Annotated in this window: 21 protein-coding genes; 7 read left to right on the top strand and 14 right to left on the bottom strand. The window is 67.9% G+C overall.

From position 1 onward, the window contains the following. Positions 1-1,002 (bottom strand): methylmalonyl-CoA mutase family protein (locus Q0L89_RS15040; RefSeq protein ID WP_296766755.1); only part of this gene is annotated, 1,002 nt, incomplete at its 3' end. Positions 1,003-1,125: 123 nt separating this feature from the next. Here Q0L89_RS15040 and Q0L89_RS15035 point away from each other — a divergent pair. Further along, complete coding sequence (locus tag Q0L89_RS15035; RefSeq protein WP_296766753.1) at positions 1,126-1,584, top strand: DUF4174 domain-containing protein; 459 nt, start codon at positions 1,126-1,128, stop codon at positions 1,582-1,584. 60 nt (positions 1,585-1,644) lie between these two features. On the opposite strand, the gene Q0L89_RS15030 is transcribed toward Q0L89_RS15035, so the two are convergent. Further along, entirely contained in the window at positions 1,645-3,645 is a 2,001-nt protein-coding gene (locus Q0L89_RS15030; RefSeq protein ID WP_296766751.1) for an acetyl/propionyl/methylcrotonyl-CoA carboxylase subunit alpha, read from the bottom strand. 236 nt (positions 3,646-3,881) lie between these two features. Here Q0L89_RS15030 and Q0L89_RS15025 point away from each other — a divergent pair, with 236 nt between their 5' ends. Beyond that, positions 3,882-4,160, top strand: coding sequence for a DcaP family trimeric outer membrane transporter (locus tag Q0L89_RS15025; protein WP_296766748.1), 279 nt, complete (start codon positions 3,882-3,884; stop codon positions 4,158-4,160). A 70-nt stretch (positions 4,161-4,230) separates the two neighbouring features. On the opposite strand, the gene Q0L89_RS15020 is transcribed toward Q0L89_RS15025, so the two are convergent. The 4 genes from Q0L89_RS15020 to Q0L89_RS15005 all read right to left on the bottom strand — a co-directional run bounded on the left by Q0L89_RS15020 (position 4,231) and on the right by Q0L89_RS15005 (position 7,124). Then, a complete protein-coding gene (locus Q0L89_RS15020; RefSeq protein ID WP_296766745.1) occupies positions 4,231-4,437 on the bottom strand; it encodes a hypothetical protein in 207 nt (68 codons plus the stop codon). A 319-nt stretch (positions 4,438-4,756) separates the two neighbouring features. Then, the gene (locus Q0L89_RS15015; RefSeq protein ID WP_296766743.1) at positions 4,757-5,104 is read right to left on the bottom strand and encodes a hypothetical protein; all 348 of its coding nucleotides are present in this window, start codon (positions 5,102-5,104) and stop codon (positions 4,757-4,759) included. A gap of 87 nt (positions 5,105-5,191) precedes the next feature. After that, a complete protein-coding gene (locus Q0L89_RS15010) occupies positions 5,192-5,335 on the bottom strand; it encodes a hypothetical protein (protein WP_296766740.1) in 144 nt (47 codons plus the stop codon). A 256-nt stretch (positions 5,336-5,591) separates the two neighbouring features. Beyond that, positions 5,592-7,124 (bottom strand): acyl-CoA carboxylase subunit beta, encoded by a 1,533-nt coding sequence (locus Q0L89_RS15005; RefSeq protein ID WP_296766738.1) that lies wholly within the window; start codon positions 7,122-7,124, stop codon positions 5,592-5,594. A gap of 169 nt (positions 7,125-7,293) precedes the next feature. On the opposite strand from Q0L89_RS15005, the gene Q0L89_RS15000 reads away from it, so the two are divergent. Beyond that, a complete protein-coding gene (locus Q0L89_RS15000) occupies positions 7,294-8,508 on the top strand; it encodes a multidrug effflux MFS transporter (protein WP_296766736.1) in 1,215 nt (404 codons plus the stop codon). Between the two features lie 77 nt (positions 8,509-8,585). Beyond that, positions 8,586-9,986: a short-chain fatty acyl-CoA regulator family protein gene (locus Q0L89_RS14995; RefSeq protein ID WP_296766734.1), complete on the top strand. Its 1,401-nt coding sequence runs from the start codon at positions 8,586-8,588 to the stop codon at positions 9,984-9,986. A 170-nt stretch (positions 9,987-10,156) separates the two neighbouring features. Here Q0L89_RS14995 and Q0L89_RS14990 read toward each other — a convergent pair whose 3' ends face one another. The 6 genes from Q0L89_RS14990 to hutI form a co-directional block, all read right to left on the bottom strand. After that, positions 10,157-10,393, bottom strand: a complete 237-nt coding sequence (locus Q0L89_RS14990; protein ID WP_296766733.1) for a DUF465 domain-containing protein — start codon at positions 10,391-10,393, stop codon at positions 10,157-10,159. A gap of 70 nt (positions 10,394-10,463) precedes the next feature. Beyond that, positions 10,464-11,045 (bottom strand): hemerythrin domain-containing protein, encoded by a 582-nt coding sequence (locus Q0L89_RS14985; RefSeq protein WP_296766731.1) that lies wholly within the window; start codon positions 11,043-11,045, stop codon positions 10,464-10,466. A 94-nt stretch (positions 11,046-11,139) separates the two neighbouring features. Beyond that, a complete protein-coding gene (hutU, locus tag Q0L89_RS14980; RefSeq protein WP_296766730.1) occupies positions 11,140-12,807 on the bottom strand; it encodes a urocanate hydratase in 1,668 nt (555 codons plus the stop codon). A gap of 106 nt (positions 12,808-12,913) precedes the next feature. Beyond that, positions 12,914-13,708, bottom strand: coding sequence for an N-formylglutamate deformylase (hutG, locus tag Q0L89_RS14975; protein ID WP_296766760.1), 795 nt, complete (start codon positions 13,706-13,708; stop codon positions 12,914-12,916). Positions 13,709-13,823: 115 nt separating this feature from the next. Beyond that, positions 13,824-15,347, bottom strand: coding sequence for a histidine ammonia-lyase (hutH, locus tag Q0L89_RS14970; protein WP_296766728.1), 1,524 nt, complete (start codon positions 15,345-15,347; stop codon positions 13,824-13,826). Continuing rightward, on the bottom strand, positions 15,344-16,489 hold the full coding sequence (gene hutI, locus Q0L89_RS14965) for an imidazolonepropionase (RefSeq protein ID WP_296766757.1): 1,146 nt from the start codon (positions 16,487-16,489) through the stop codon (positions 15,344-15,346). Before hutI ends, hutH begins: the two co-directional genes overlap by 4 nt. Positions 16,490-16,612: 123 nt before the next feature. Here hutI and Q0L89_RS14960 point away from each other — a divergent pair, with 123 nt between their 5' ends. Both Q0L89_RS14960 and Q0L89_RS14955 read left to right on the top strand, forming a co-directional pair. Then, complete coding sequence (locus Q0L89_RS14960) at positions 16,613-17,995, top strand: formimidoylglutamate deiminase (protein WP_296766727.1); 1,383 nt, start codon at positions 16,613-16,615, stop codon at positions 17,993-17,995. Then, positions 17,992-18,723, top strand: a complete 732-nt coding sequence (locus Q0L89_RS14955; RefSeq protein WP_296766725.1) for a GntR family transcriptional regulator — start codon at positions 17,992-17,994, stop codon at positions 18,721-18,723. The genes Q0L89_RS14960 and Q0L89_RS14955 overlap by 4 nt, the downstream gene beginning before the upstream one ends. 64 nt (positions 18,724-18,787) lie before the next feature. On the opposite strand, the gene Q0L89_RS14950 is transcribed toward Q0L89_RS14955, so the two are convergent. Next, positions 18,788-19,537 carry a YebC/PmpR family DNA-binding transcriptional regulator gene (locus tag Q0L89_RS14950; RefSeq protein ID WP_296766723.1) on the bottom strand — a complete coding sequence of 250 codons (750 nt, stop codon included), beginning with the start codon at positions 19,535-19,537 and terminating at the stop codon, positions 18,788-18,790. 149 nt (positions 19,538-19,686) lie between these two features. On the opposite strand from Q0L89_RS14950, the gene Q0L89_RS14945 reads away from it, so the two are divergent. Next, on the top strand, positions 19,687-21,462 hold the full coding sequence (locus Q0L89_RS14945; protein ID WP_296766720.1) for an SLC13 family permease: 1,776 nt from the start codon (positions 19,687-19,689) through the stop codon (positions 21,460-21,462). 12 nt (positions 21,463-21,474) lie between these two features. Here Q0L89_RS14945 and Q0L89_RS14940 read toward each other — a convergent pair whose 3' ends face one another. Further along, a complete protein-coding gene (locus Q0L89_RS14940) occupies positions 21,475-22,287 on the bottom strand; it encodes a TIGR00282 family metallophosphoesterase (RefSeq protein ID WP_296766719.1) in 813 nt (270 codons plus the stop codon). Positions 22,288-22,318: the final 31 nt, after the last annotated feature.

Below are 22,318 nucleotides of genomic sequence, written 5' to 3'. Positions count from 1 at the left end.
CACCACGTTGTTGTAAGGGTCCTGCTCGGCCAGCGACACGCCGGATGTCTGGCAATGCGTGCGCAGCATCTTCGAGCGGTCCTCCTGCGCGTCGAACTCGGTCATGATGCGGTGCCACAACAGCCGCGCGGCGCGCAGCTTGGCCGCCTCCATGAAGAAGTTCATGCCGATGGCGAAGAAGAACGACAACCGCCCGGCAAAGCGGTCCACGTCCATGCCCGCTTGAATCGCCGCGCGCACGTATTCGCGCCCGTCGGCCAGCGTGTAGGCCAGTTCCTGCACCAGGTTCGCGCCGGCCTCCTGCATGTGGTAGCCCGAGATCGAGATCGAGTTGAAGCGCGGCATCTCGTTGGCGGTGTACTCGATGATGTCGCTGATGATGCGCATGCTGGGCTCGGGCGGATAGATATAGGTGTTGCGCACCATGAATTCCTTGAGAATGTCATTTTGAATGGTGCCCGACAGTTGCGCGCGCTCCATGCCCTGCTCCTCGCCCGCGACGATGAAACTGGCCAGCACCGGGATCACCGCGCCGTTCATGGTCATCGACACGCTGACCTGATCCAGCGGGATGCGGTCAAACAGGATCTTCATGTCCTCGACGCTGTCGATGGCCACGCCCGCCTTGCCGACATCGCCCACAACGCGCTCGTGATCGCTGTCATAGCCGCGGTGGGTGGCCAGGTCGAAGGCCACCGAAACCCCCTGCTGCCCCGCCGCCAGCGCACGGCGATAAAAGGCGTTGGATTCCTCGGCCGTCGAAAACCCCGCATATTGCCGGATCGTCCACGGCCGTCCGGTGTACATCGTGGCGCGCGGGCCGCGCGTGAACGGGGCAAAGCCCGGCAGGCTGCCCAGGTGCGGCAGGCCCTCGACATCCTCGGCGGTGTAGAGCGGCTGCACCTCGATCCCTTCCAGGGTCTTCCAGGTCAAGCTGTCCAGGGGGCGGCCGCGCAATTCTTTCTCGGCGCGGGCGCGCCAGTCGTCCTTGGTTTCGCTCATCGTGCTGGTCCTTTCATCTGGGCGCGCGCACCTTGGCGCGGCGCAAAAATCTCTGCGGGTTGGCGCGAATGACCATTCGCTTTCGCTATCAAAGCGCCTATATCTGCGGGATAAGGAGGGGCCATGAAATCTGCATTCAGCCTTGTCGCCGCGTTGTTTTTCGTTTTGTCCATCTCGCCCGCGCTGGCGGCCGAGGAGGATGCCGGCGACAGCCCCGAGTTGCCCCTGATGGAAGCGGGCGATGTCGAACTGGAGCAGTTCAAGTGGGAAAACCGCCTGATCGTGGTGTTCGCCGACAGCCCGCTTGATCCGAGCTTCAAGCAACAGATGGACAAGCTGCGCGATGACGTGCCCGCCCTTCTGGTTCGCGACGTGGTCGTTCTGACCGACACCGACCCCGAGTCAAATTCGTCCGTGCGCCAGAAACTGCGCCCACGCGATTTCGGGCTGGTGCTGATCGGCAAGGACGGGCAGGTCAAGCTGCGCAAGCCGGCGCCGTGGGACATGCGCGAAATTCGCCGCAGCATCGACAAATGGCCGATCCGCCAGCAGGAAATCCGCGAGGCCCTGGGCAAGGAGTGACGACGGCCTTGCCGTGCCACCCCCCGCGCCACTGCCGGTGCGCCTAGTGCGGTCATCGCCTCACTCGAACTCCATGATGACCTCGTCAACGCCCAGGCTGTCGCCCGGCCCGGCGTTGATCTTGGTGACGGTGCCCTTGCGCTCGGCGCGCAGGATATTTTCCATCTTCATCGCCTCGACCGTGCACAGCGCCTGCCCCAGCTGCACCTCTTCGCCCTCGGCCACGTTGATCTTGACGATCAGGCCGGGCATCGGGCACAGCAGCATCTTCGAGGTGTCGGCCGCCTCCTTCTCGGGCATCAGTGCCGCCAGCTCCGCCTGACGGGGCGTGCGCACATGGCATTTCAGATCTGCCCCGCGGGTGCGGATGCGGAACCCGCCCGAGATCTTGCCGACCTTCAGCACCAGCGGGCTGCCGTCCACGTCGAGCACCGCCAGCGGCTTGCCCGGCGTCCAGTCGCTGGTCACGCGCATCTCGGCACCATCGGCAAAGCGCACGCTGGCGCCGCCCTGGTCGGCGTCGATGGTGACCTCGAAATCCTCGCCCTGCAACGACACCACCCAGTCGCGCCCGACATGGCGTTCGTGGTTGTCCATCCGACCCGAAATGCGCGCGCGGCGTATCTCGCCCACGCGGTGCATCGCCGCCGCCGCCGCCGCGATGCGGCGCAGGGCGTCCTCGGGCAGGGTCACGCCGTCGAACCCGTCGGGGTATTCCTCGGCGATGAAAGCGGTGGTCATTTCGCCGGCGACGAACTTGGGATGATCCATCACCGCGCTGAGGAACGGCAGGTTGTGGCCGATGCCTTCGACCTCGAACGAATCCAGCGCCACGCGCATTTCCTCGATCGCCTGCGCGCGGGTCGGCGCCCAGGTGCACAGCTTGGCGATCATCGGGTCGTAGTACATGGAAATCTCGCCGCCCTCGTAGACGCCGGTGTCGTTGCGCACCTTGGCGGTATCGGCCACGGTTTCCTGCGGCGGGCGATAGCGCGTCAGACGCCCGATCGACGGCAGGAACCCGCGATAGGGGTCTTCGGCGTAAAGGCGGCTTTCGATGGCCCAGCCGTCAAGCGCGATGTCGTCCTGCGTGAAGGGCAGCTTTTCACCGGCGGCGACGCGGATCATCTGTTCGACCAGGTCGACCCCGGTGATCAGTTCGGTCACCGGGTGTTCGACCTGCAGCCGCGTGTTCATTTCCAGGAAAAAGAAGTTGCGGTCGCCGTCGACGATGAATTCCACCGTGCCGGCGCTGGCGTAGTCCACGGCGTGGGACAGCGCCAGCGCCTGTTCGCCCATGGCCTTGCGGGTCTGCGCATCCAGGAACGGGCTGGGGGCCTCTTCGATCACCTTCTGGTTGCGCCGCTGGATCGAGCATTCGCGCTCGTGCAAATAGACGCCGTTCCCGTGCTTGTCGCACAGCACCTGGATCTCGATATGGCGCGGTTGGGTGACGAATTTCTCGATGAAGATGCGGTCGTCGCCGAAAGACGACGCCGCCTCGTTCTTCGAACTCTGGAACCCCTCGCGCGCCTCGTCGTCGTCCCAGGCGATGCGCATCCCCTTGCCGCCGCCGCCCGCCGACGCCTTGATCATCACCGGATAGCCGATCTCGCGGCTGATCTTCACCGCCTCTTCTGCATCCTCGATCAGGCCCATGACGCCGGGCACGGTGCTCACGCCCGCCTCCTGCGCCAGCTTTTTCGAGGTGATCTTGTCGCCCATCGCCTCGATCGCGCCCTTGGGCGGCCCGATGAAGGCCACGCCCTCGGCCTCCAGCGCCTCGGCGAATTTCGGGTTTTCCGACAGGAAACCGTAGCCGGGATGCACCGCCTCGGCGCCGGTATCGCGCACCGCCTGCATCACCTTGTCGATGACGATGTAGGACTCGGACGCCGGCGCGGGGCCGATGTGCACCGCCTCGTCGGCCATGGCGACGTGCAGCGCGCCCTTGTCGGCATCGGAATAGATCGCGACCGTCGCGATACCCATTCGACGGGCGGACTTGATGACCCGGCAGGCGATCTCGCCACGGTTCGCGATCAGGATTTTCTTGAACATCAACCTTCTTCCTTTCCTTGCCCTGCGGCAGCGCGGCCCGGCGCCGGCCGCGCTGCACGCCCGGTCGGGGGCGTTTCACATTCGTGTGAATTTCGGCTTTCTTTCAAAACCTTACACAAAACCCTCATGCACGGGTTCGTGAGGTACACATGGTCGCCAGCCCTGCCAGTGTCGTCCCCGACACTTCGCGCGAGGGGCCATTGTCCCCCGCGTGACACCAAAGAGGAAACAGCGACATGAGACCAAACACCGGCACCAGTATGGGTGATCTGGGCTTCCGGTTCGGGGGCGATTTCTTCGGCTCGGGCAACGCCACCTTCCGCCTGCTTCACGCTTGCGGCGAACTCGGCGGGCTGACCGTCGGCCAGACCTGGAGCACTTTCATGCCATTGCACACGCTGCACGCGACGGCCGATGTCAACGGCACCGCCGGTGTCGCCTTTGCGCGCCAGACACAGGCGCGCTATACCTTCGGCGCCGGTGGCGTACAGACGATGGTGCAATTCAATTTCTGAGCGGCCCGCAGCCGCCCTTGCCGCCGCCGCGCCCTCGCGCGGCGGCGCGCTTCTTGCCTGCGCTCCCGGCTCAGTTGCAGCGCGACGGGAAGCGGTCGCAGTAAAGCACGTTGCCCGCTGCACCGACCAGCGCGCCGGCCACCACGTTGCCACTAAGCAGCACCGACGCCCCCGCGCCGCCACCGGCGCCCAGCAGCGCCTGTTCGCCCGTGCTCTGCCCGCATCCGGCCAACGCCACCAAGGCGACGACCCCGGTGCCAAGTATCGCTTTTCGCATTCTGCTCGATCCTCTGAATTGGGATGTTGATTGCCCATCCATGATGCCACATCCCGCCCCCGATGGGAACGCGCATAGCTGCGCGGGCGCCCGTAAAAAAAGGATGGGCCGTCACCACCGTGACGCGCCCATCCAGCAGGGGAAGGGTATGGGTTCCGGGCCGTCTCCGTACAACGGCCCGCATACGCGGGGCCTGTCGTGCCCACGTCTGCCACCATGACGCGGCCCAGCGCGGCTGCCAAGCCGCGCCGCACGCGCGCGGCCCATTGGGCGGCGCTCCGCTCATTCGGGTGGGGGGGCGTGGGCGAAAAAATGCCGGTCATGGCCCGAACACCTCGGGAAAGGCGGCGCGCGCCACGTCCGTGTCGATGCGCAACAGCGCGTCATAACTCTCGGAGTCGAACGGGTCTTCCGCCGGCACCACCTCGCGCCCGAACAGCCAGCCAAGGCGCCCCGCATCGAGGTTGCCGCGCACAAAGGGCTCTTCGCCGAAATGATCCCACAGCGCCTCCAGAAAGGCCGCGTCGGCCATGCGGTCGGCCGGGCGCCGGTCGGCGTGACGCACCCGCGCCTTCAGCGGTGTGGCGCCCTTCGGGTTGGCGCGCCGGACGGTGAACTGGAAATCGGTACCGGGCAGGCGCCCGGGAAAGCCGCGGTGTTTCAGCATGGCACGCCCTCCGCCCGGCGCCCAGCGGCGCGCGGCCCGGTGCGTGCCGGTCGCGGGGCGGGCGCCATGGCCCGCCCCGACGTGCGGTTACTTGTACTTGCCGGTGTAGGTCGGCTCGGTCGAGATCGGCTCGGGCTCGACCACGATGTATTCTTCCTGTGTGGGCTGCGCGCAAGCGCCGACAACGCCGACGAAGAAAAGCGCCATAATGCCCCTGATACTGTTCGACATGTGTTACTCCTGTCTGTTTTTCTTGCGGGCGATACAGGGCCAGCGCCCCCCACCTGCCCAGTTGGCAAGGCCATGCCCGACAAGGCACACCCCGATGTGATCATACCGCAACGGGGCCGCAAAATACATGCCCCGGCGCGCAGTTGGCGCGCCTGTGACGCCAAAGCCGCACCCGGCCTGTCGCACGCCCTTCGCGTCGCAATATGTCGTGGTCGCGCCATATTCGCCCCCAGATGCGCCCCGTCCGCCAAGCCGCTCACAGCGGGATGTTGTCGTGTTTCTTCCACGGGTTGCTCAGCTTCTTGCCCCTGAGCGAGGCAAAAGCACGCGCCACCCGCTTGCGGGTGCTGCGCGGCTGGATCACCTCGTCGATGAAACCGCGCTCGGCGGCGACGAAGGGGTTGGCGAAACGCGCCTCGTAATCGCGGGTATGGGCGGCGATCTTTTCCTCGTCGCCCAAATCGGCGCGGTGGATGATCTCGGTCGCGCCCTTGGCGCCCATCACCGCGATCTCGGCGGTGGGCCAGGCATAGTTGAAATCGCCGCGCAGGTGCTTGGAGGCCATCACGTCATAGGCCCCGCCATAGGCCTTGCGGGTGATCACCGTCACCTTGGGCACCGTGGCCTCGCCATAGGCGAACAACAGCTTGGCGCCGTGCTTGATGACGCCGCCATATTCCTGCGCCGTGCCGGGCAGGAATCCGGGCACGTCCACGAAGGTCAGGATCGGTATCTCGAAGGCGTCGCAAAAGCGCACGAACCGCGCCGCCTTGCGCGAGCTGTCGATGTCCAGCACCCCCGCCAGCACCATCGGCTGGTTGGCCACCACGCCCACGGTGCGCCCCTCCAGCCGGATGAACCCGGTGATGATATTGGCGGCGAAATCCGCCTGGATCTCGTAGAAATCGGCCTCGTCGGCGGTCTTGAGGATCAACTCCTTCATGTCGTAGGGCATGTTGGGGTTGTCGGGGATCAGCGTGTCGAGACTGGGCTCGATACGCTCGGGGTCATCGAAGAAGGGGCGCACCGGCGGCTTGGCCTGGTTGTTGAGCGGCAACAGGTCGATCAGGCGGCGCACCTCGGCCAGCGCCTCGACATCGTTGTCAAAAGCCCCGTCGGCGACCGAGCTTTTCCTGGTGTGGGTGCCGGCGCCGCCCAGCTCCTCTGCGGTGACCACCTCGTTGGTCACCGTCTTGACGACGTCCGGCCCAGTCACGAACATGTACGAGCTGTCGCGCACCATGAAGATGAAATCGGTCATCGCCGGCGAATAGACCGCGCCACCCGCGCACGGGCCCATGATGACGCTGATCTGCGGGATCACGCCCGAGGCTTCGATATTGCGCTGGAACACCTCGGCATAGCCCGCGAGGCTGTCGACGCCCTCCTGGATGCGGGCGCCGCCCGAATCGTTCAATCCCACCACCGGCGCGCCATTTTGCATGGCCATGTCCATGATCTTGCAGATCTTCTGCGCATGGGTCGCCGAAAGCGACCCGCCGAAGACGGTGAAATCCTGGCTGAAGACATAGATCATGCGCCCGTTCACCGTGCCCCAGCCGGTGACCACGCCATCGCTGTAGGGGCGCTGCTTTTCCATGCCGAAATCGGTGCACCGATGGGTCACGAACATGTCGAATTCCTCGAAGCTGCCCTCGTCGAGCAGCAGGTCGATACGTTCGCGCGCCGTCAGCTTGCCACGTTCGTGCTGCGCGTCGATCCGCTTCTGGCCGCCGCCCAGCCGGGCCTGTTCGCGGCGGTTTTCCAGTTCCTGCAGGATATCTTTCATGGCTGTCCCCTTCCGTTTGAAGCCCATATACAAGGCCCGCGGCCTTGCACAAAACGATTTCCGGCAAATTTGCAAATTCTGGAAAATACAAGATTAGCTAATAGCAAAATTGCAATGTTTCGCACCATCCCGATGGACTTCCCCGCGCCCGCGCCCTAGCCATGAGTGCATGACGCGCCGCCATGCACCGGGTTACCTGACCCCCGACAGCCCACCGCATATTTCCACGCTGATTCTGCTTGCCGGGATCTCGGCGCTGAGCATGAACATCTTCCTGCCCTCGCTGCCGGGCATGGCCGCCTATTTCAATACCGACTACCGGCTGATGCAACTGTCGGTGGCGTTATATCTGGGCATGAACGCGGTGCTTCAGGTGGTCATCGGCCCGATCTCGGACAAGTACGGCCGCCGCCCGCTGATCCTGTGGGGGCTGGTGGTCTTCTGCTTTGCGACGCTGGGCTGCCTGATGGCCCCCGACGCCTGGACGTTCCTGGCCTTCCGCATGGTCCAGGCGGTGGTCGTCATCACCATGGTGCTGTCGCGCGCGGTGGTGCGCGACATCTACGACCAGGACCGCGCCGCGTCGATGATCGGCTACGTCACCATGGGGATGGCGGTGGTGCCGATGATCGGCCCGGCGATCGGCGGCGTTTTGGAAGAGCTGTTCGGCTGGACGGCGAATTTCTGGATGCTGCTGGCCTGTGGGCTGCTGGTGCTGGCGGTGTCCTGGCGCGACCTTGGCGAAACCGCGCCGCCCAGCACCAACACGCTGGCGCAGCAGTTCCAGGAATACCCAGAGCTGCTGACCGCGCCGCGGTTCTGGGGCTACTGCCTGGCGGCGGCCTTCGGGTCGGGGGCGTTCTTTGCCTACCTCGGCGGCGCGCCCTTCGTCGGCAGCGAAGTCTTCGGCCTCAGCCCTGCCGTGCTCGGTTTCTACTTCGCCACCCCGGCGATCGGGTATTTCATGGGCAACTGGGCCACCGGGCTATTGTCGACGCGGATGGGGGTCAACCGCATGGTGCTTTGGGGCGCGTTGAGTTGCACCACGGGCATGGGGCTGTCGCTGCTGTTCTCCTACGCGGGCTTTTCCGGGCCGCTGGTGTTTTTCGGTTTCATGACGATGGTGGGCTTGGGCAACGGCATGGTGATCGCCAACGCCACCGCCGGCATGCTGTCGGTGCGCCCGCACCTGGCCGGTACCGCATCGGGGCTGGGCGGCGCGATCATGATCGGCGGCGGCGCCGGCCTTTCGGCGCTGGCGGGCGCGTTGCTGGTGCCCGGCCGCGGCGAGTTCCCGCTGATCTGGATCATGTTCCTGACCTCGGTGCTGTCGGTGATCTCGATCCTCGCCGTCATGCGCCGCGAACAGCGGCTGGGAATCTGAGCGCAGGCACGCCTTGCCGCCGCCGGTTTGCAGATTTACAGTCTTGCCCGACACCATTTGCAAAGGCACCTGCCGCGATGGCCACACGCAAGCTCTATGCCGGCGCCAAGCTGCGCGAGACGCGCAAGCGCCTCGGCCTCACGCAAAAGGACTTCGCCGCCAAGCTGGGCGTGTCGCTGCCCTATCTCAACCAGATGGAGAACAACAACCGCCCCGTCTCCACCACCGTGGTGCTGGCGCTGGCGCAGGAATTCGGCTTCGACGTCACCGAACTCAGCAGCGGCGACAGCGCGCGGCTGGTCTCGGACATGCGCGAGGCGATGGCCGACCCGGTCTTCGCCGACAACGCGCCGCCGATGGCCGATCTGCGGCTGGCCGCCTCGAACGCGCCGGCCTTCGCGCGCGCCTTCCTCGATCTGCACCGCGCCTACCGCGAGACCCGCGAACGCCTCGCCTCGCTCGACGAGGCGCTTGGTCGCGACGACTCGCGCCTGCAACCCAGCCCCTGGGACGAGGTGCGCGATTTCTTCCACTACTGCGACAACTACATCGACGCGGTCGACCGCGCCGCCGAACATTTCGCCGCCCGCGCCGCGCCGGACCAAAGCGCCGCATCGCTGGCCGCCGAAACGCTCAAACGCGCCGGAATCCGCATTGCCCACGCCGACACCCCCCGCCTGCGCGACTTCGATGCCACCGCGCGCGTGCTTACCCTGTCGGGGCGCGCGGCGCCGGAAACCCGCAGCTTCCAGTTGCTGCTGCAACTGGCGCTGCTCGACCACGAGCCGCTGATCGAGGCGACGCTCGACCTGGCCCGGTTCCAGTCCGACGCCGCCCGCGCCATCGCCAAGATCGGGCTGTCCAACTATTTCGCCGGCGCCGCGCTGATGCCCTACGGCGCCTTCCTGGCCGCCGCGCAGGACACCCGCCACGACCTCGAATTGCTGGCGCACCGTTTCGGCGCCTCGATCGAACAGGTCGCACACCGCCTGTCCACGCTGCAACGCCCCGGCGCCAAGGGGGTGCCGTTCTTTTTCGTGCGCGTCGATCAGGCCGGCACCATCACCAAGCGGCACTCGGCCACGCGGCTGCAATTCGCCCGCTTTGGCGGCGCCTGCCCGCTGTGGAACGTCCACCGCGCGTTCGAGACGCCGGGCCGTTTCCTGCGGCAACTGGCCGAAACCCCCGACGGGGTGCGCTATATCAGCCTGGCGCGCGACGTCTCCAAACCCGGCGGCAGCTTCGGCGCACCGACCCGGCGCTTCGCCATCGCGCTTGGCTGCGAGTTGCGCCATGCCGGGGCGCTGGTCTATGCCGACGACCTGGACCTGAGCAATCCGCGCGCGTTCGAGCCGATCGGCATTTCCTGCCGCATCTGCGAGCGCACCCAGTGCCACCAGCGTTCGGTGCCACCGCTGGAGCGGCGCCTCTCGATCACCCCCAACCAGCGCGGCGTGTTGCCCTACGAGGTGGGCTGAGGCGCACGGCCCCGCCCAGGACGCATGCCTCCGGCGGGATTATTTGGGGAAAGATGAAGACCGCGACGCGACGCGCCCGTGTTTCTTCTGGCCGAAAATATCCCGAGGTGAATTGGCCGCAAGGCCAAGAGGGGCAGCGCCCCTGCGCGGGGGCCGGCCGCGCCCCGGCCTCAGCCGGTCAGCAGCCGGTAGAGCTCATCCTTGAGGGCTGCACGCGTCTTGCGCATCTCCACCTCGGCCAATTCCTCGACCGGCTCGACATTGGTCTCGGCCCGGTGGATGGCACGGTTTACGTCGTGATACTCTTCGGCCAGCTTGGCGAAATGGGCGTCCGATTGCTTCAACTCGGCAATCTGGGCGGCCCGTTCGGGGAATTCTTCCTGCAACTCGTGCGGGGTATGGGTCATTGCGCGTTCTCCTTGTCCTGCGTCGGCCGCAACCATTGCACGCCGTGTCGCCGCAGCGCCTTGAGACAGATCAAACCCCGCCTTCGTCGGCGTCCATTTCGGCACCGTATTCCAGCACCACCGGCACGATGATCTCTTCCTCGTCGCTCAGGTGGCGCTCCATGAACCCGTGAAACCGCTCCTGCACGGACAGCAGTCGACCGATGCTGTCATGCGCGCCCTTGCCGGTGCCCAGCGCCTGCAGCACCGAGTTGGTGCTGTCGGCCAGCTCCTGCATGTGGCGATCCAGCGCGTGGTGATCCGCGTCCAGCACCTCGAAGGCGCGCAGAAGGCGCTTGTCAAAGACCTGGAACTTCGGGAAGTAGGCGTGATCCTCGATCATGTGATGGCCGTGCAACTGCTCCAGGAAAAACCCGGTGTAGCGCGACAGCTCGGCACCGTAGCGCGGCTGCGCCTCGTCCAGTTGCTGCTGCGCATCGCCCACCAGCTTGTCCAGCAGCTTGCGAAACATCAGGTGGCGCTCCAGCCAGAACGCCGTCAGATCGTTGAAATTGCGATGCCCCCGCCACTGCGCGCGGGGGTATTTCTCGGCCAGCACCCGCAGATGCGCGGGCAGGCCGGTGCGGATGTCCAGATCAAGCTCGTCACTCATGCCCGGCATTCTAGCGCAACGTGCCGCCGCTGTCGTCAGCCGCCGGCGCACAGCCCCTTCGCGCCAGCGCACGCGTGCGCGGGCTCCGGCCGGCTCAGCCCAGGATGCCGGGCAGGTTCAGCCCGTGTTCGCGCGCGCAATCCAGCGCAATGTCATATCCCGCGTCGGCATGGCGCATCACCCCTGTCGCAGGGTCGTTCCACAACACGTTGGCGATGCGCCGGTCGGCCGCCTCGGTTCCGTCGCAACAGATCACCATGCCCGCATGCTGCGAAAACCCCATGCCGACGCCGCCGCCGTGGTGCAGGCTGACCCACGTCGCGCCGCTCGCGGTGTTCAGGAGCGCGTTGAGCAGCGGCCAGTCGCTGACCGCGTCGCTGCCATCCTTCATCGCCTCGGTCTCGCGGTTGGGGCTGGCCACCGATCCGCTGTCGAGGTGATCGCGCCCGATCACCACCGGCGCGCTCAACTCGCCGTTGCGCACCATCTCGTTGAAGGCCAGCCCCAGCTTGTGCCGCTGCCCCAGCCCCACCCAGCAGATGCGCGCCGGCAAGCCCTGAAAGCTGATCCGCTCACGCGCCATGTCCAGCCAGTTGTGCAGGTGCGCGTCGTCGATCAGTTCCTTCACCTTCTCGTCGGTGCGGTAGATATCTTCCGGCGCGCCACTCAACGCGCACCACCGGAACGGGCCGATGCCGCGGCAAAACAGCGGCCGGATATAGGCCGGCACGAAACCGGGAAAGGCAAAGGCATCCTTCAGTCCCTCGTCCAGCGCCACCTGCCGGATGTTATTGCCGTAATCCAGCGTTGGCACGCCCATGTTCCAGAAATCGACCATCGCCTGCACATGCACGCGCATGCTGGCGCGGGCGGCGCTCTCCACCGTCTTGGGGTCGCGCTCCTGCGCCGCGCGCCACTCCGCCACGCTCCAGCCCTGCGGCAGGTAGCCGTGCACCGGGTCGTGGGCGCTGGTCTGGTCGGTGACGATGTCCGGGCGCACCCCGCGCCGCACCAATTCGGGGAAGACGTCGGCGGCGTTGGCGATCAGGCCCACCGATTTTGCCTCGCCGGCTGCGGTCCAGCGCCCGATCATCGCCAGCGCCTCGTCAAGGCTGTCACTGATCTCGTCCACGTATCCCGTGCGCTTGCGAAACGCGGCGCGCTCGCCGTCGCATTCCACCGCCAGGCAGCAGGCCCCGGCCATCACCGCCGCCAAAGGCTGCGCGCCGCCCATGCCGCCCAGCCCCCCGGTCAGGATCCATCGGCCACGCAGGTCGCCATCGTAGTGTTGGCGCCCGGCCTCGACGAAGGTCTCGTAGGTGCCCTGCACGATGCCCTGGCTGCCGATATAGATCCACGACCCGGCGGTCATCTGGCCGTACATCATCAGCCCCTTGCGGTCGAGTTCGCTGAAATGGTCCCAGGTGGCCCAGTGCGGCACCAGGTTGGAATTGGCGATCAACACCCGTGGCGCGTCCCGGTGGGTGCGAAACACCCCTACCGGCTTGCCCGACTGCACCAGCAACGTCTCGTCGTCCTCCAGCGCCTTGAGCGCCGCCACGATGCGGTCGAAATCCTCCCAGGTGCGGGCGGCGCGGCCGATGCCGCCATAGACCACCAACTCGTGCGGGTTCTCGGCCACGTCGGGGTGCAGGTTGTTCATCAGCATCCGCATCGGCGCCTCGGTCAGCCAGCTTTTGGCGGTGATCTCGGGGCCGGTATCGGGGCGAATCTCGCGGGTGTTGTGGCGCGGGTCGGTCATGGTGTCACTCCCTTGCTGTCCTGCCGGACCGCCCGGCGGCCGGCGTTGATACTATGCGAAATCGACTGCCGGCACCCCGCGGCGCACAACCGGTTCGCCGGCGCGCTCATGGCAACGACCCGATCTCAACAAGACCGGCCAAATCATTGAGAATACGCGCCAAATTCACTCGTAACTCGTTCGCTCTGGCCGCATCGTAACGCCATGGCGGCACCTCTTCCATGTAGGTGAGTTGCGCCAGCTCCATCTGGATGGCATGGACCCCCTCGGCGGGCCGCCCATGGCTGCGTGTCGTCCACCCGCCCCGGAACCGGCCGTTGACGACATGGCTGTAACCGGGCGCCGTGGCCGCCCGCGCGGCCACCGTTTCCTCCACAAGCGGCGCACAGCTTGTGGATAGATTGGTGCCAATATTGAAATCCGGCAAGCGATCGGCGAAGAGCTGTGGAACAACGCTGCGAATCGAGTGGCAATCATAAAGGATTGCCAACCCGTGCCGCGCCTTCACGCGCCCCAGTTCCGCCGCCAGCGCCGCGTGGTAGGGCGCGTGCCAGGCCGCGCGGCGGCGCGTCACCTCGGCCGCGTCCGGCGCCTGCCCCTCGCGGTAAATCGCCCGCCCGTCGAAATCGGTCACCGGGCACAGCCCCGTGGTGGCCTGACCGGGATAAAGGCTCGCCCCGTCCGGCGGGCGGTTCACATCGATCGCGTAGCGGTGCAGCCGCGTGCGCACCGTGGTCACGTCGTCGCGCAACCCGTCATAAAGCCGGTCGACATGCCAGTCGGTATCGGCCAGCGCCCGGCCCGTTTCGTTCAGCCCCGCCCACACCTCGGCCGGCACCTCGGTGCCAGTATGCGGCAGGCCCAGCACGATGGGCCCGTCGCCGCGGGTCACCTCGATCACCCCCATCGCCTGCCCCGCGCCCGTTTCTTCTGGCCCGAAATATCCCGGGGTGAATTGGCCGCAAGCCAAGAGGGGCAGCGCCCCTGCCCGCCCGACGCCGCCGTCCGCGCCGCGCTCACGGCTGCAACTCCACGCCCGCCGCGGCGGCCAACGCGCCGCCGCGCACCATGTCCGTCGCCGCCTCGATGTCCGGGGCCAGCACGCGGTCGGCCTCCAGCGCCGGCACCCGCGCGCGCAGCGCCGCGATCGCACGCGCCAGCCGCGGGCTGGTGGCCAGCGGCGCGCGGAACGCCACCCCCTGCGCACCGGCCAGCAGCTCGACGCCTACGATCGCGCCCAGGTTGCGCCCCATCCGCTCCAGCCGCATCGCGCCGTGGGCGGCCATGCTGACATGGTCCTCCTGGTTGGCCGAAGTCGGCGTGCTGTCGGTGCTGCACGGGTTGGCCAGGTGCTTGTTTTCGCTCATCAGCGCCGCGCTGGTCACCTCGGCAATCATCAGCCCCGAGTTCAGACCCGGCGCCGGCGTCAGGAACGGCGGCAGGTCGTGGCTGAGGGCCGGGTCGACCATCATCGCCACCCGCCGCTGCGCGATCGCGCCCAGCTCCGCCACCGCCAGCGCGATCTGGTCGGCGGCGAATGCCACCGGCTCGGCATGGAAATTGCCGCCCGACACGATCCGCCCCGCCTGCCCCAGCACCAGCGGGTTGTCGGTGACGGCGTTGGCTTCGATCCACAGCGTGCGCGCGGCGCCGCGCAGCAAATCAAGGCAGGCGCCCGCCACCTGCGGCTGGCAGCGGATGCAATACGGGTCCTGCACGCGCGCGTCGCCCTCGCGGTGGCTTTCGCGGATCTCGCTGCCGGCCATCAGCGCGCGCATCTCGGCGGCCACCTCTATCTGTCCGGCATGCCCGCGCAGCGCGTGGATCTCGGGCAGCAGCGGCGCCGTCGATCCCATGATCGCGTCGGTCGACAGCGCCGCGGTCACCAGCCCCGCCTCCAGGCACCCCCAGGCTGCGAACAGCCCCGCCAGCGCGCAGGCGGTGGAAAACTGCGTGCCGTTGATCAGCGCCAGCCCCTCCTTGGGGCCCAGCACCACCGGCACCAGCCCCGCGCGTTCCAACGCCGCACCGCCCGGCATGCGCGTCCCGTCCAGTTCCGCCTCGCCGTCACCGATCATCACCGCGGCCATGTGCGCCAGCGGCGCCAGGTCGCCCGAGGCCCCCACCGACCCCTGCGCCGGGATCACCGGCGTGACACCACGTTCCAGCATCCCCTCAAGCAGCGCGATCACTTCCCACCGCACACCCGAGGCGCCACGCGCCAGTGATACCGCCTTGAGCGCCAGCATCAGCCGCGTGGTGTCGCGCGCCAGCACCTCGCCCACGCCGCAGCAATGCGACACGATCAGGTTGCGCTGCAACTGCGCGGTGTCTTCGGCCGCGATCCTGACCGAGGCCAACTTGCCGAACCCGGTGTTGACCCCGTAGACCGCCGCATCGCCCGCTGCCGCCTGCGCAACCATGGCGGCGGCACTCTCGACCTGCGCTTGTGCGCCGGCGTCGATGGGCGCCATCGCGCCGCCGCGGTGGATGGCGCGCATCTGCGCCAGCGTCATGTCGCCCGGCACCGTCACGCTCATTTCGCAAAGATCCTCTCTGCCAACGGGTTGAACCCGATCCGGTAGGCCAGCTCGGCGGGGTGTGCCACATCCCACACCGCCAGGTCGGCACGCGCGCCGGGGGTGATGCGACCGTGGTCCGCCAGGCCCAGGGCGCGCGCCGCCTCGCGGGTGACGCCGGCCAGCGCCTCGGCGGGCGTCATGCGAAACAGCGTGCAGCCCATGTTCATCGCCAGGAGCGGCGAGGCCATGGGCGACGAGCCGGGGTTGCAATCGGTGGCCAGCGCCATCGGCACCCCGGCGGTGCGGAATGCGTCGATGGGCGGCGCTTGCGTCTCGCGCAGGGTGTAGAAGGCACCGGGCAGGATCACCGCCACCGTGCCCGCCTCTGCCATCGCGCGGGCGTCCTCGGCCGTCGCATATTCCACATGATCGGCCGACAGCGCCCCGTGACGCGCCGCCAGCGCCGTGCCGCCCGAGTGGCTGAGCTGCTCGGCATGCAGCTTGACCGGCAGGCCCAACCTCGCCGCCGCATCGAACACCCGACCGATCTGGCCCACGTCGAAGGCGATGGATTCGCAGAACCCGTCCACCGCATCGACCAACCCGGCCGCGTGCGCCGTGTGCAAGCCCTCGATGCAAACCTCGTCGATATAGGCATCCGCGCGTCCCGCGTATTCGGGCGGCAGGGCATGGGCGGCCAGCCAGGTGGTGCGCACATGCACCGGGCGCATATCGGCGATACGGCGTGCCACGCGCAGCATGCGCAGTTCGGTGTCGATATCCAGCCCGTAGCCCGATTTCACCTCGATCACCGCCACGCCCTCGGCGATCATCGCATCGACGCGCGTCAGCGCCGCGTCGAGAAGCGCGGCCTCGCTGGCCGCGCGGGTGGCGTGCACCGTGGACAGGATGCCGCCACCGGCGCGCGCCACCTCTTCGTAGCTCGCCCCCTCCAGTCGCATCTCGAACTCGGCCGCGCGGTTGCCGCCGAACACCACGTGGGTATGGCAGTCGATCAGCGCCGGCGTGACCAGCCGCCCGCCCAACGCGCGCGTGGCACCGGTCCACGCGGGCGCCTCGGCCCGCGGCCCGACCCAGGCGACGCGCCCGTTTTCGATGGCGATAGCCGCATCGTTGATCAGGCCATAGCCATCGTGCATCGTGGCAGCGTCAAGATCGGTCAGGAGGACATGCGGCATGGAAATTGAGCCCGGCGTAGCCTATGCTTATAGTCGTTATGTCTATACATATTCGCATTCAACCACACAAGCCCCGAGTGACCCATGAATCAAAGTCTCCACGCCTCGACCGCGCTGCTTGCAGATGGCTGGCACGACGATGTGCGCATCGACATGGCCCCGAACGGGCGCATCGCCCGCGTCACGCCGGGCGCCACGCCGCCCGCCGCGGGCGGCAATTCGCTGCGGGTGGGGCCGCTGCTGCCGGCACCGGCCAACCTGCACAGCCACGCCTTTCAGCGCGCCATGGCGGGCCTCAGCGAACGCCGCGGCCCCGACCCTCGCGACAGTTTCTGGACCTGGCGGCAACTGATGTTTCGCTTTCTGGACCGGCTCAGCCCCGACGACGTGCAGGCCATAGCCGCCTTCGCCCAGATGGAAATGCTCGAGGCCGGCTTCGCCGCCGTGGCCGAGTTCCACTACCTGCATCACACCCGCGACGGCAGCGCCCATGACGACCCCGCAGAGATGGCCGCGCGCATCTGCGCCGCGGCCGCGCAAACCGGCATCGGGCTGACACTTCTGCCGGTGCTCTACCAGGTCGGCGGGCGCGATGGCCGGGCGCTCGATCCCGGCCAGGTGCGCTTCGGCAACGACGTGGACGGCTTCGCGCGGCTGGTCGCGGCGGCGCGCCCGGCGCTGGCCGCGCTGCCCTCCGACGCGGTCATGGGGATCGCGCCGCACAGCCTGCGCGCGGTCACCGATGCCGGCCTGCGGGCCGCCGCCGAGATGGCCGGTGACGGCCCCGTGCACATCCACCTTGCCGAACAGCAGGCCGAGGTCGAGCAGGTGCAGGCCGACACCGGCACGCGCCCGGCCGAATACCTCTTCACGCAGGCGTCGGTGGATGCGCGCTGGTGCCTCATCCACTGCACCCAAATCACCCCCGACGAGCGCGACACCATCGCCCAATCGGGCGCCGTGGCGGGGCTGTGCCCGATCACCGAGGCCAGCCTCGGCGACGGCATTTTCGGCGCCGTCGCCTACGCGCAGGCCGGCGGCCGGTTGGGGCTCGGCACCGACAGCAACATCCGTATCTCGCTGGCCGAAGAAATGCGCGCGCTGGAGTATTCGCAACGCCTGCGCGACGGCGGGCGGGCGATGCTGGCCGACGCCGACCGCTCGACCGGGCGGCGTATCATGGAGATGGCAGCGACGGGCGGCGCGCAGGCCGCCGGGCGCGGTGCCGGTGTCATCGCCAAGGGCGAATGGGCCGACCTGCTGGCGCTCGACGATGGCGCGACCGACCTGATCGGGCGCCACGGAGACACCATCGCCGACACCTTCATGGCCTGCGGCGACGCGCGCATGGTCGTCGATGTCTGGTCGGCCGGCCGCCACGTTGTCAGGGGTGGCGCCCATGTCGAGCGCACCGCGATAACCCAAAACTACCGCGCCACCCTGCGCCGGCTGGAGGATGTGCTGTGAGCGGCGCCCCCCCGACGCAAACCGCACAAGGCACCAAGGGCCCCCGCACATGGCAAGGCGTGCGCGCCGAGGTGCTGCGCCGCATCCGCGCGCGCGACTGGCCCCCCGGCACCATGATCCCCAACGAGGCCGACCTGGCGCGTGAACTGGGCTGTGCGCGTGCCACCGTCAACCGCGCCCTGCGCGACCTGGCCGAGGCCGGTGTGCTGGATCGCCGTCGCCGCGCCGGCACCCGCGTCGCCGCCACCCCGGTGCGCCGCGCGGTGCTGCAGATCCCGGTGATCCGTGATGAAATCGCCGCGCAGGGCCGCGACCATGGCTACCGGCTGCTGTCGCGCGCCCTGGCCGCGCCACCCGCCGCCACCGCCGCGGCGCTGGCTTTGCCCGAGGGCGCGCAGGCCCTGCATGTGCGCGCGCTGCACTTCGCCGATGCGCAGCCCTTCGTGCTGGAGGATCGCTGGATCGCGCCCGAGGCCGCGCCCGGCGTCCTCGACGCCGATCTCGCGCGCATCTCGGCCAACGAATGGCTGGTGCGCCACGCACCGTTTGCCAGCGGCACGCTGTCCTTCGGCGCCGTCACCGCCGACGCGGGCCTGGCCGGGTTGCTGGATTGCGCGCCCGGCACCGCGTTGCTGCGGCTCGACCGGACAACGTCGGATGGCGCGCGCATGGTCACCGCCGCAGCGCTGACCTACCACGCCGGCTACCGGCTGCGCACCACGATCTGAGCGGCCCCGGGATCTGCGGCGCAAACCGTACACCCATACCGTACCAACCGTTCCGGCCGGCCGCTCATGCCTCCTGAAGCTGCGCCATGACCTCGTCGGAAGCTTCGAAATTGGTGGTCACGCGCTGCACGTCGTCGTCGTCGTCCAACGCCTCGACCAGCTTCATCAGCTTCTGCATACCCTCGAAGTCCATCTCGGTGGTGGTGGTCGGACGCCACACCAGCCGGGTGGATTCCGATTCGCCCAGTTCCTGTTCCAGCGCCGTCGAGACATCGTTGAGATCGGTATCGGCGCACCAGATCGTGTGCCCGTCCTCGCCGCTTTCCACGTCTTCGGCGCCCGCCTCGATGGCGGCCATCATCACCGTGTCGGCATCGCCCGCCTCGGCCGGGTAGACGACCTCGCCCTTGCGCTCGAACATGAACTGGACCGAGCCGGTCTCGCCCATGTTGCCGCCGTTCTTGGAGAAGGTCGAGCGCACCGACGACGCGGTGCGGTTGCGGTTATCGGTCATCGCCTCGACGATCACCGCCACGCCGCCCGGCCCGTAGCCTTCATAGCGGATTTCCTCGTATTCGTCGCCATCGCCGGCCTGGGATTTCTTGATCGCGCGTTCGATCACGTCCTTGGGGACCGAGTTCGACTTGGCCTCCTTCACGGCCATGCGCAGGCGCGGATTCTTCTCGGGGTCCGGGTCGCCCATCTTGGCGGCGACGGTGATCTCCTTGGACAGCTTCGAGAACAGCTTGGAGCGCGCCGCGTCCTGCCGGCCCTTGCGGTGCTGGATGTTGGCCCATTTCGAGTGCCCGGCCATGCGTGCCTCCGTTGTCTTGTATCAAGCTGGCGGAGATATACGCGGCGCCCCCGCCCGCTGCAAGGGCGCCCGCAAGGTGGTTGCCATCCGGCCCGCCGTGGGGTTCTGTGTGAACACCGCTCCGCAGCCACGGAAAGGACGGCGCCCAGATGACCACCGACCAGGCGATCCTGTTTGCCCTCTTCGTCGCCGTGTTCGGCCTCTTCGCATGGGGGCGCGTGCGCTACGACATCGTGGCGCTCGGGGCGCTATTGGTGGGCGTGGTGCTGGGCGTGGTGCCCGCCGACAGGGCATTTTCCGGGTTTGGCCACCCCGCCACGGTCATCGTGGCGATGGTGCTCATCGCCTCGGCGGGGTTGACGCGCTCCGGCGCGGTCGGGATGGTCACCCGCCACCTCACCGATACCGAACGCGGCGTGCCCGCCCATATCGCCGTGCTTGGCGGATTCGGCGCGATCCTGTCGGGGTTCATCAACAACATCGCGGCACTTGCGCTGCTGATGCCGGTCGATCTGCAGTCCGCCCGCAAGGCCAAGCGCGCCGCCGGCCGCACCTTGATGCCGCTGGCTTTCGCCACCATCCTGGGTGGCATGGTGACGATGATCGGCACGCCGCCCAACATCATCGTCGCCTCGATCCGGCAGCGTGAACTGGGCGAATCCTTCGCCATGTTCGATTTCACCCCGGTGGGTCTGGGCGTGGCGCTGGCGGGGCTGGCCTATGTCACGCTGATCGGCTGGCGGCTGATCCCGGAACGCGACAGCGCCACCGACTACGCCGAGGAGTTGTCGGATTATGTCGCCGAGCTCGAGGTCCCCGAGGACAGCAAGCGCGCCGGCGACCGGCTCGGCAGCCTCGACGAGGCAGCCGAGGACGCCGACGTGGCGATCCTGACGCTGATACGCGGCGGCAAGCGCCGCCGCGGCCCGTCGCGTAATGCCGTTCTGCAAGCGGGCGACGTCCTGCTGATCGAGGGCACGCCCGCCGCGCTGGAGGAATTCCGCGGCGAAACCGGGCTCGCCTTCCCCGAAAGCACCTCCGGCGACAAGGCCCGGGTGCCCACCGGCGAGGGCCAGGTGCTGCTCGAAGCGGTGGCGCGCGAAGACAGCCGCGTCACCGGGCGCACCGCGCAGGCGATCGGCCTGGCCTGGCGCCAGCAAACCATCCTGATGGGCATCTCGCGCCGGGGCCGCACCATCCACGACCGCGCCCGGCGCACCACCATCGAGCCCGGCGACATCCTGCTGCTGCTTGCCCCCGAAGACACCGCCGACCATGTGGTCGACTGGCTGGGCTGCCTGCCGCTGGCCGGGCGCGCCCACCCGATCACCGATCACAAGAAGGCACCGCTGGCGATGGTGCTGTTCGCCGCTGCAATCGTGGCGGCGGCGACGGGGTTCGTGGCGATGCCGGTGGCGCTCGGCATGCTGGTGGTGGGGTTCGTGCTGACGCGCATCCTGCCCACGAAAGAGCTTTATTCATATGTCGACTGGCCGGTGATCGTGCTGCTGGGCTCGATGATCCCGCTGGGGCTGGCACTCGACAGCACCGGCGGCACGCAGATCATCGCCTCGGGGCTGACCACGCTGACCACCGGCCTGCCGGCCTGGGTCAGCCTGGCGGTGTTGATGGTGGTGACCATGACGCTGTCGGACATCCTCAACAACAATGCCACCACGATCATCGCCGCGCCGGTGGGCATCCGCGTGGCCGAACAACTCGGCGTCAACCCCGACGCTTTCCTGATGGCGGTGGCGGTGGCGGCGTCCTGCGCCTTCCTCACCCCGATCGGGCACCAGAACAACACCGTGATCATGGGCCCCGGCGGCTACCGCTTTGCCGATTACTGGCGCATGGGCCTGCCGCTGGAAGCGATCGTCGTGGCCGTCGCGGTGCCGCTGATCCTGCTGGTCTGGCCGCTCTGACGCGCCCACGCTTCAGGGCGCCGCTTCCTCCAGCCGCCCGCCCTGGCGGATCATGCGCACGTCATGCGCCTTGCCGGTGGCGTCGTCGGTCTCCACCAGCAGCCCCGACAGCGTCACCTCGCCCATGGCGGGGGTGAACCGCGTCTTGCCCATGCCGGCGACGAAGCGGCGCATCGGCTCGGCCTTGTCCATGCCGATCACGCTCAGGTAATCGCCGCACATGCCGGTGTCGGTCTGAAACGCCGTGCCGCCGGGCAGGATCTGCGCGTCCGCCGTGGGGCAATGGGTATGCGTGCCCACCACCACGCTGGCGCGGCCGTCGCAGAAATGGCCCATGGCCATCTTCTCGCTGGTGGCCTCGCAATGCATATCGACCACCGCCGCCTGCACCGCGCCGCCAAGAGGGTGGGCCCGCAACACCGCGTCGATGGCCGAGAACGGATCATCGAAAGCGCGTCTCATGAACACGTTTCCCAGCACATGCGCCACCAGCACCTTGCGCCCGCGCCTGTCGCTGAACACCCGCGCGCCGCGCCCCGGCGCCATCTTGGCAAAATTGAGCGGCCTGAGCAGTCGGGCCTCGCCCTCGACGGCCTGCAACATGTCCTTCTGATCGAAACAGTGATCGCCCAGCGTCAGGCAATCCGCCCCGGCCTCGATCAACGCCTTGGCATGGGCGCCGGTGCAGCCCATGCCGCCGCTGGCGTTGTCGGCGTTGACCACCACGAAATCCAGCCGCCATTCGCTGCGCCAGCGCGGCAGCGCCTCGGTCACGGCGGCGCGCCCCGCGCGGCCCATGACATCACCCAGAAACAGAATTCTCATGGCTCTTGGCTATGCCGGATCGCCGGCGCCG

The sequence above is a fragment of the Sediminimonas sp. genome, assembly GCF_024637375.1.
In the GTDB taxonomy this organism is placed as follows: domain Bacteria; phylum Pseudomonadota; class Alphaproteobacteria; order Rhodobacterales; family Rhodobacteraceae; genus Sediminimonas.
This window is presented reverse-complemented; position numbering and strand designations above follow the sequence as displayed.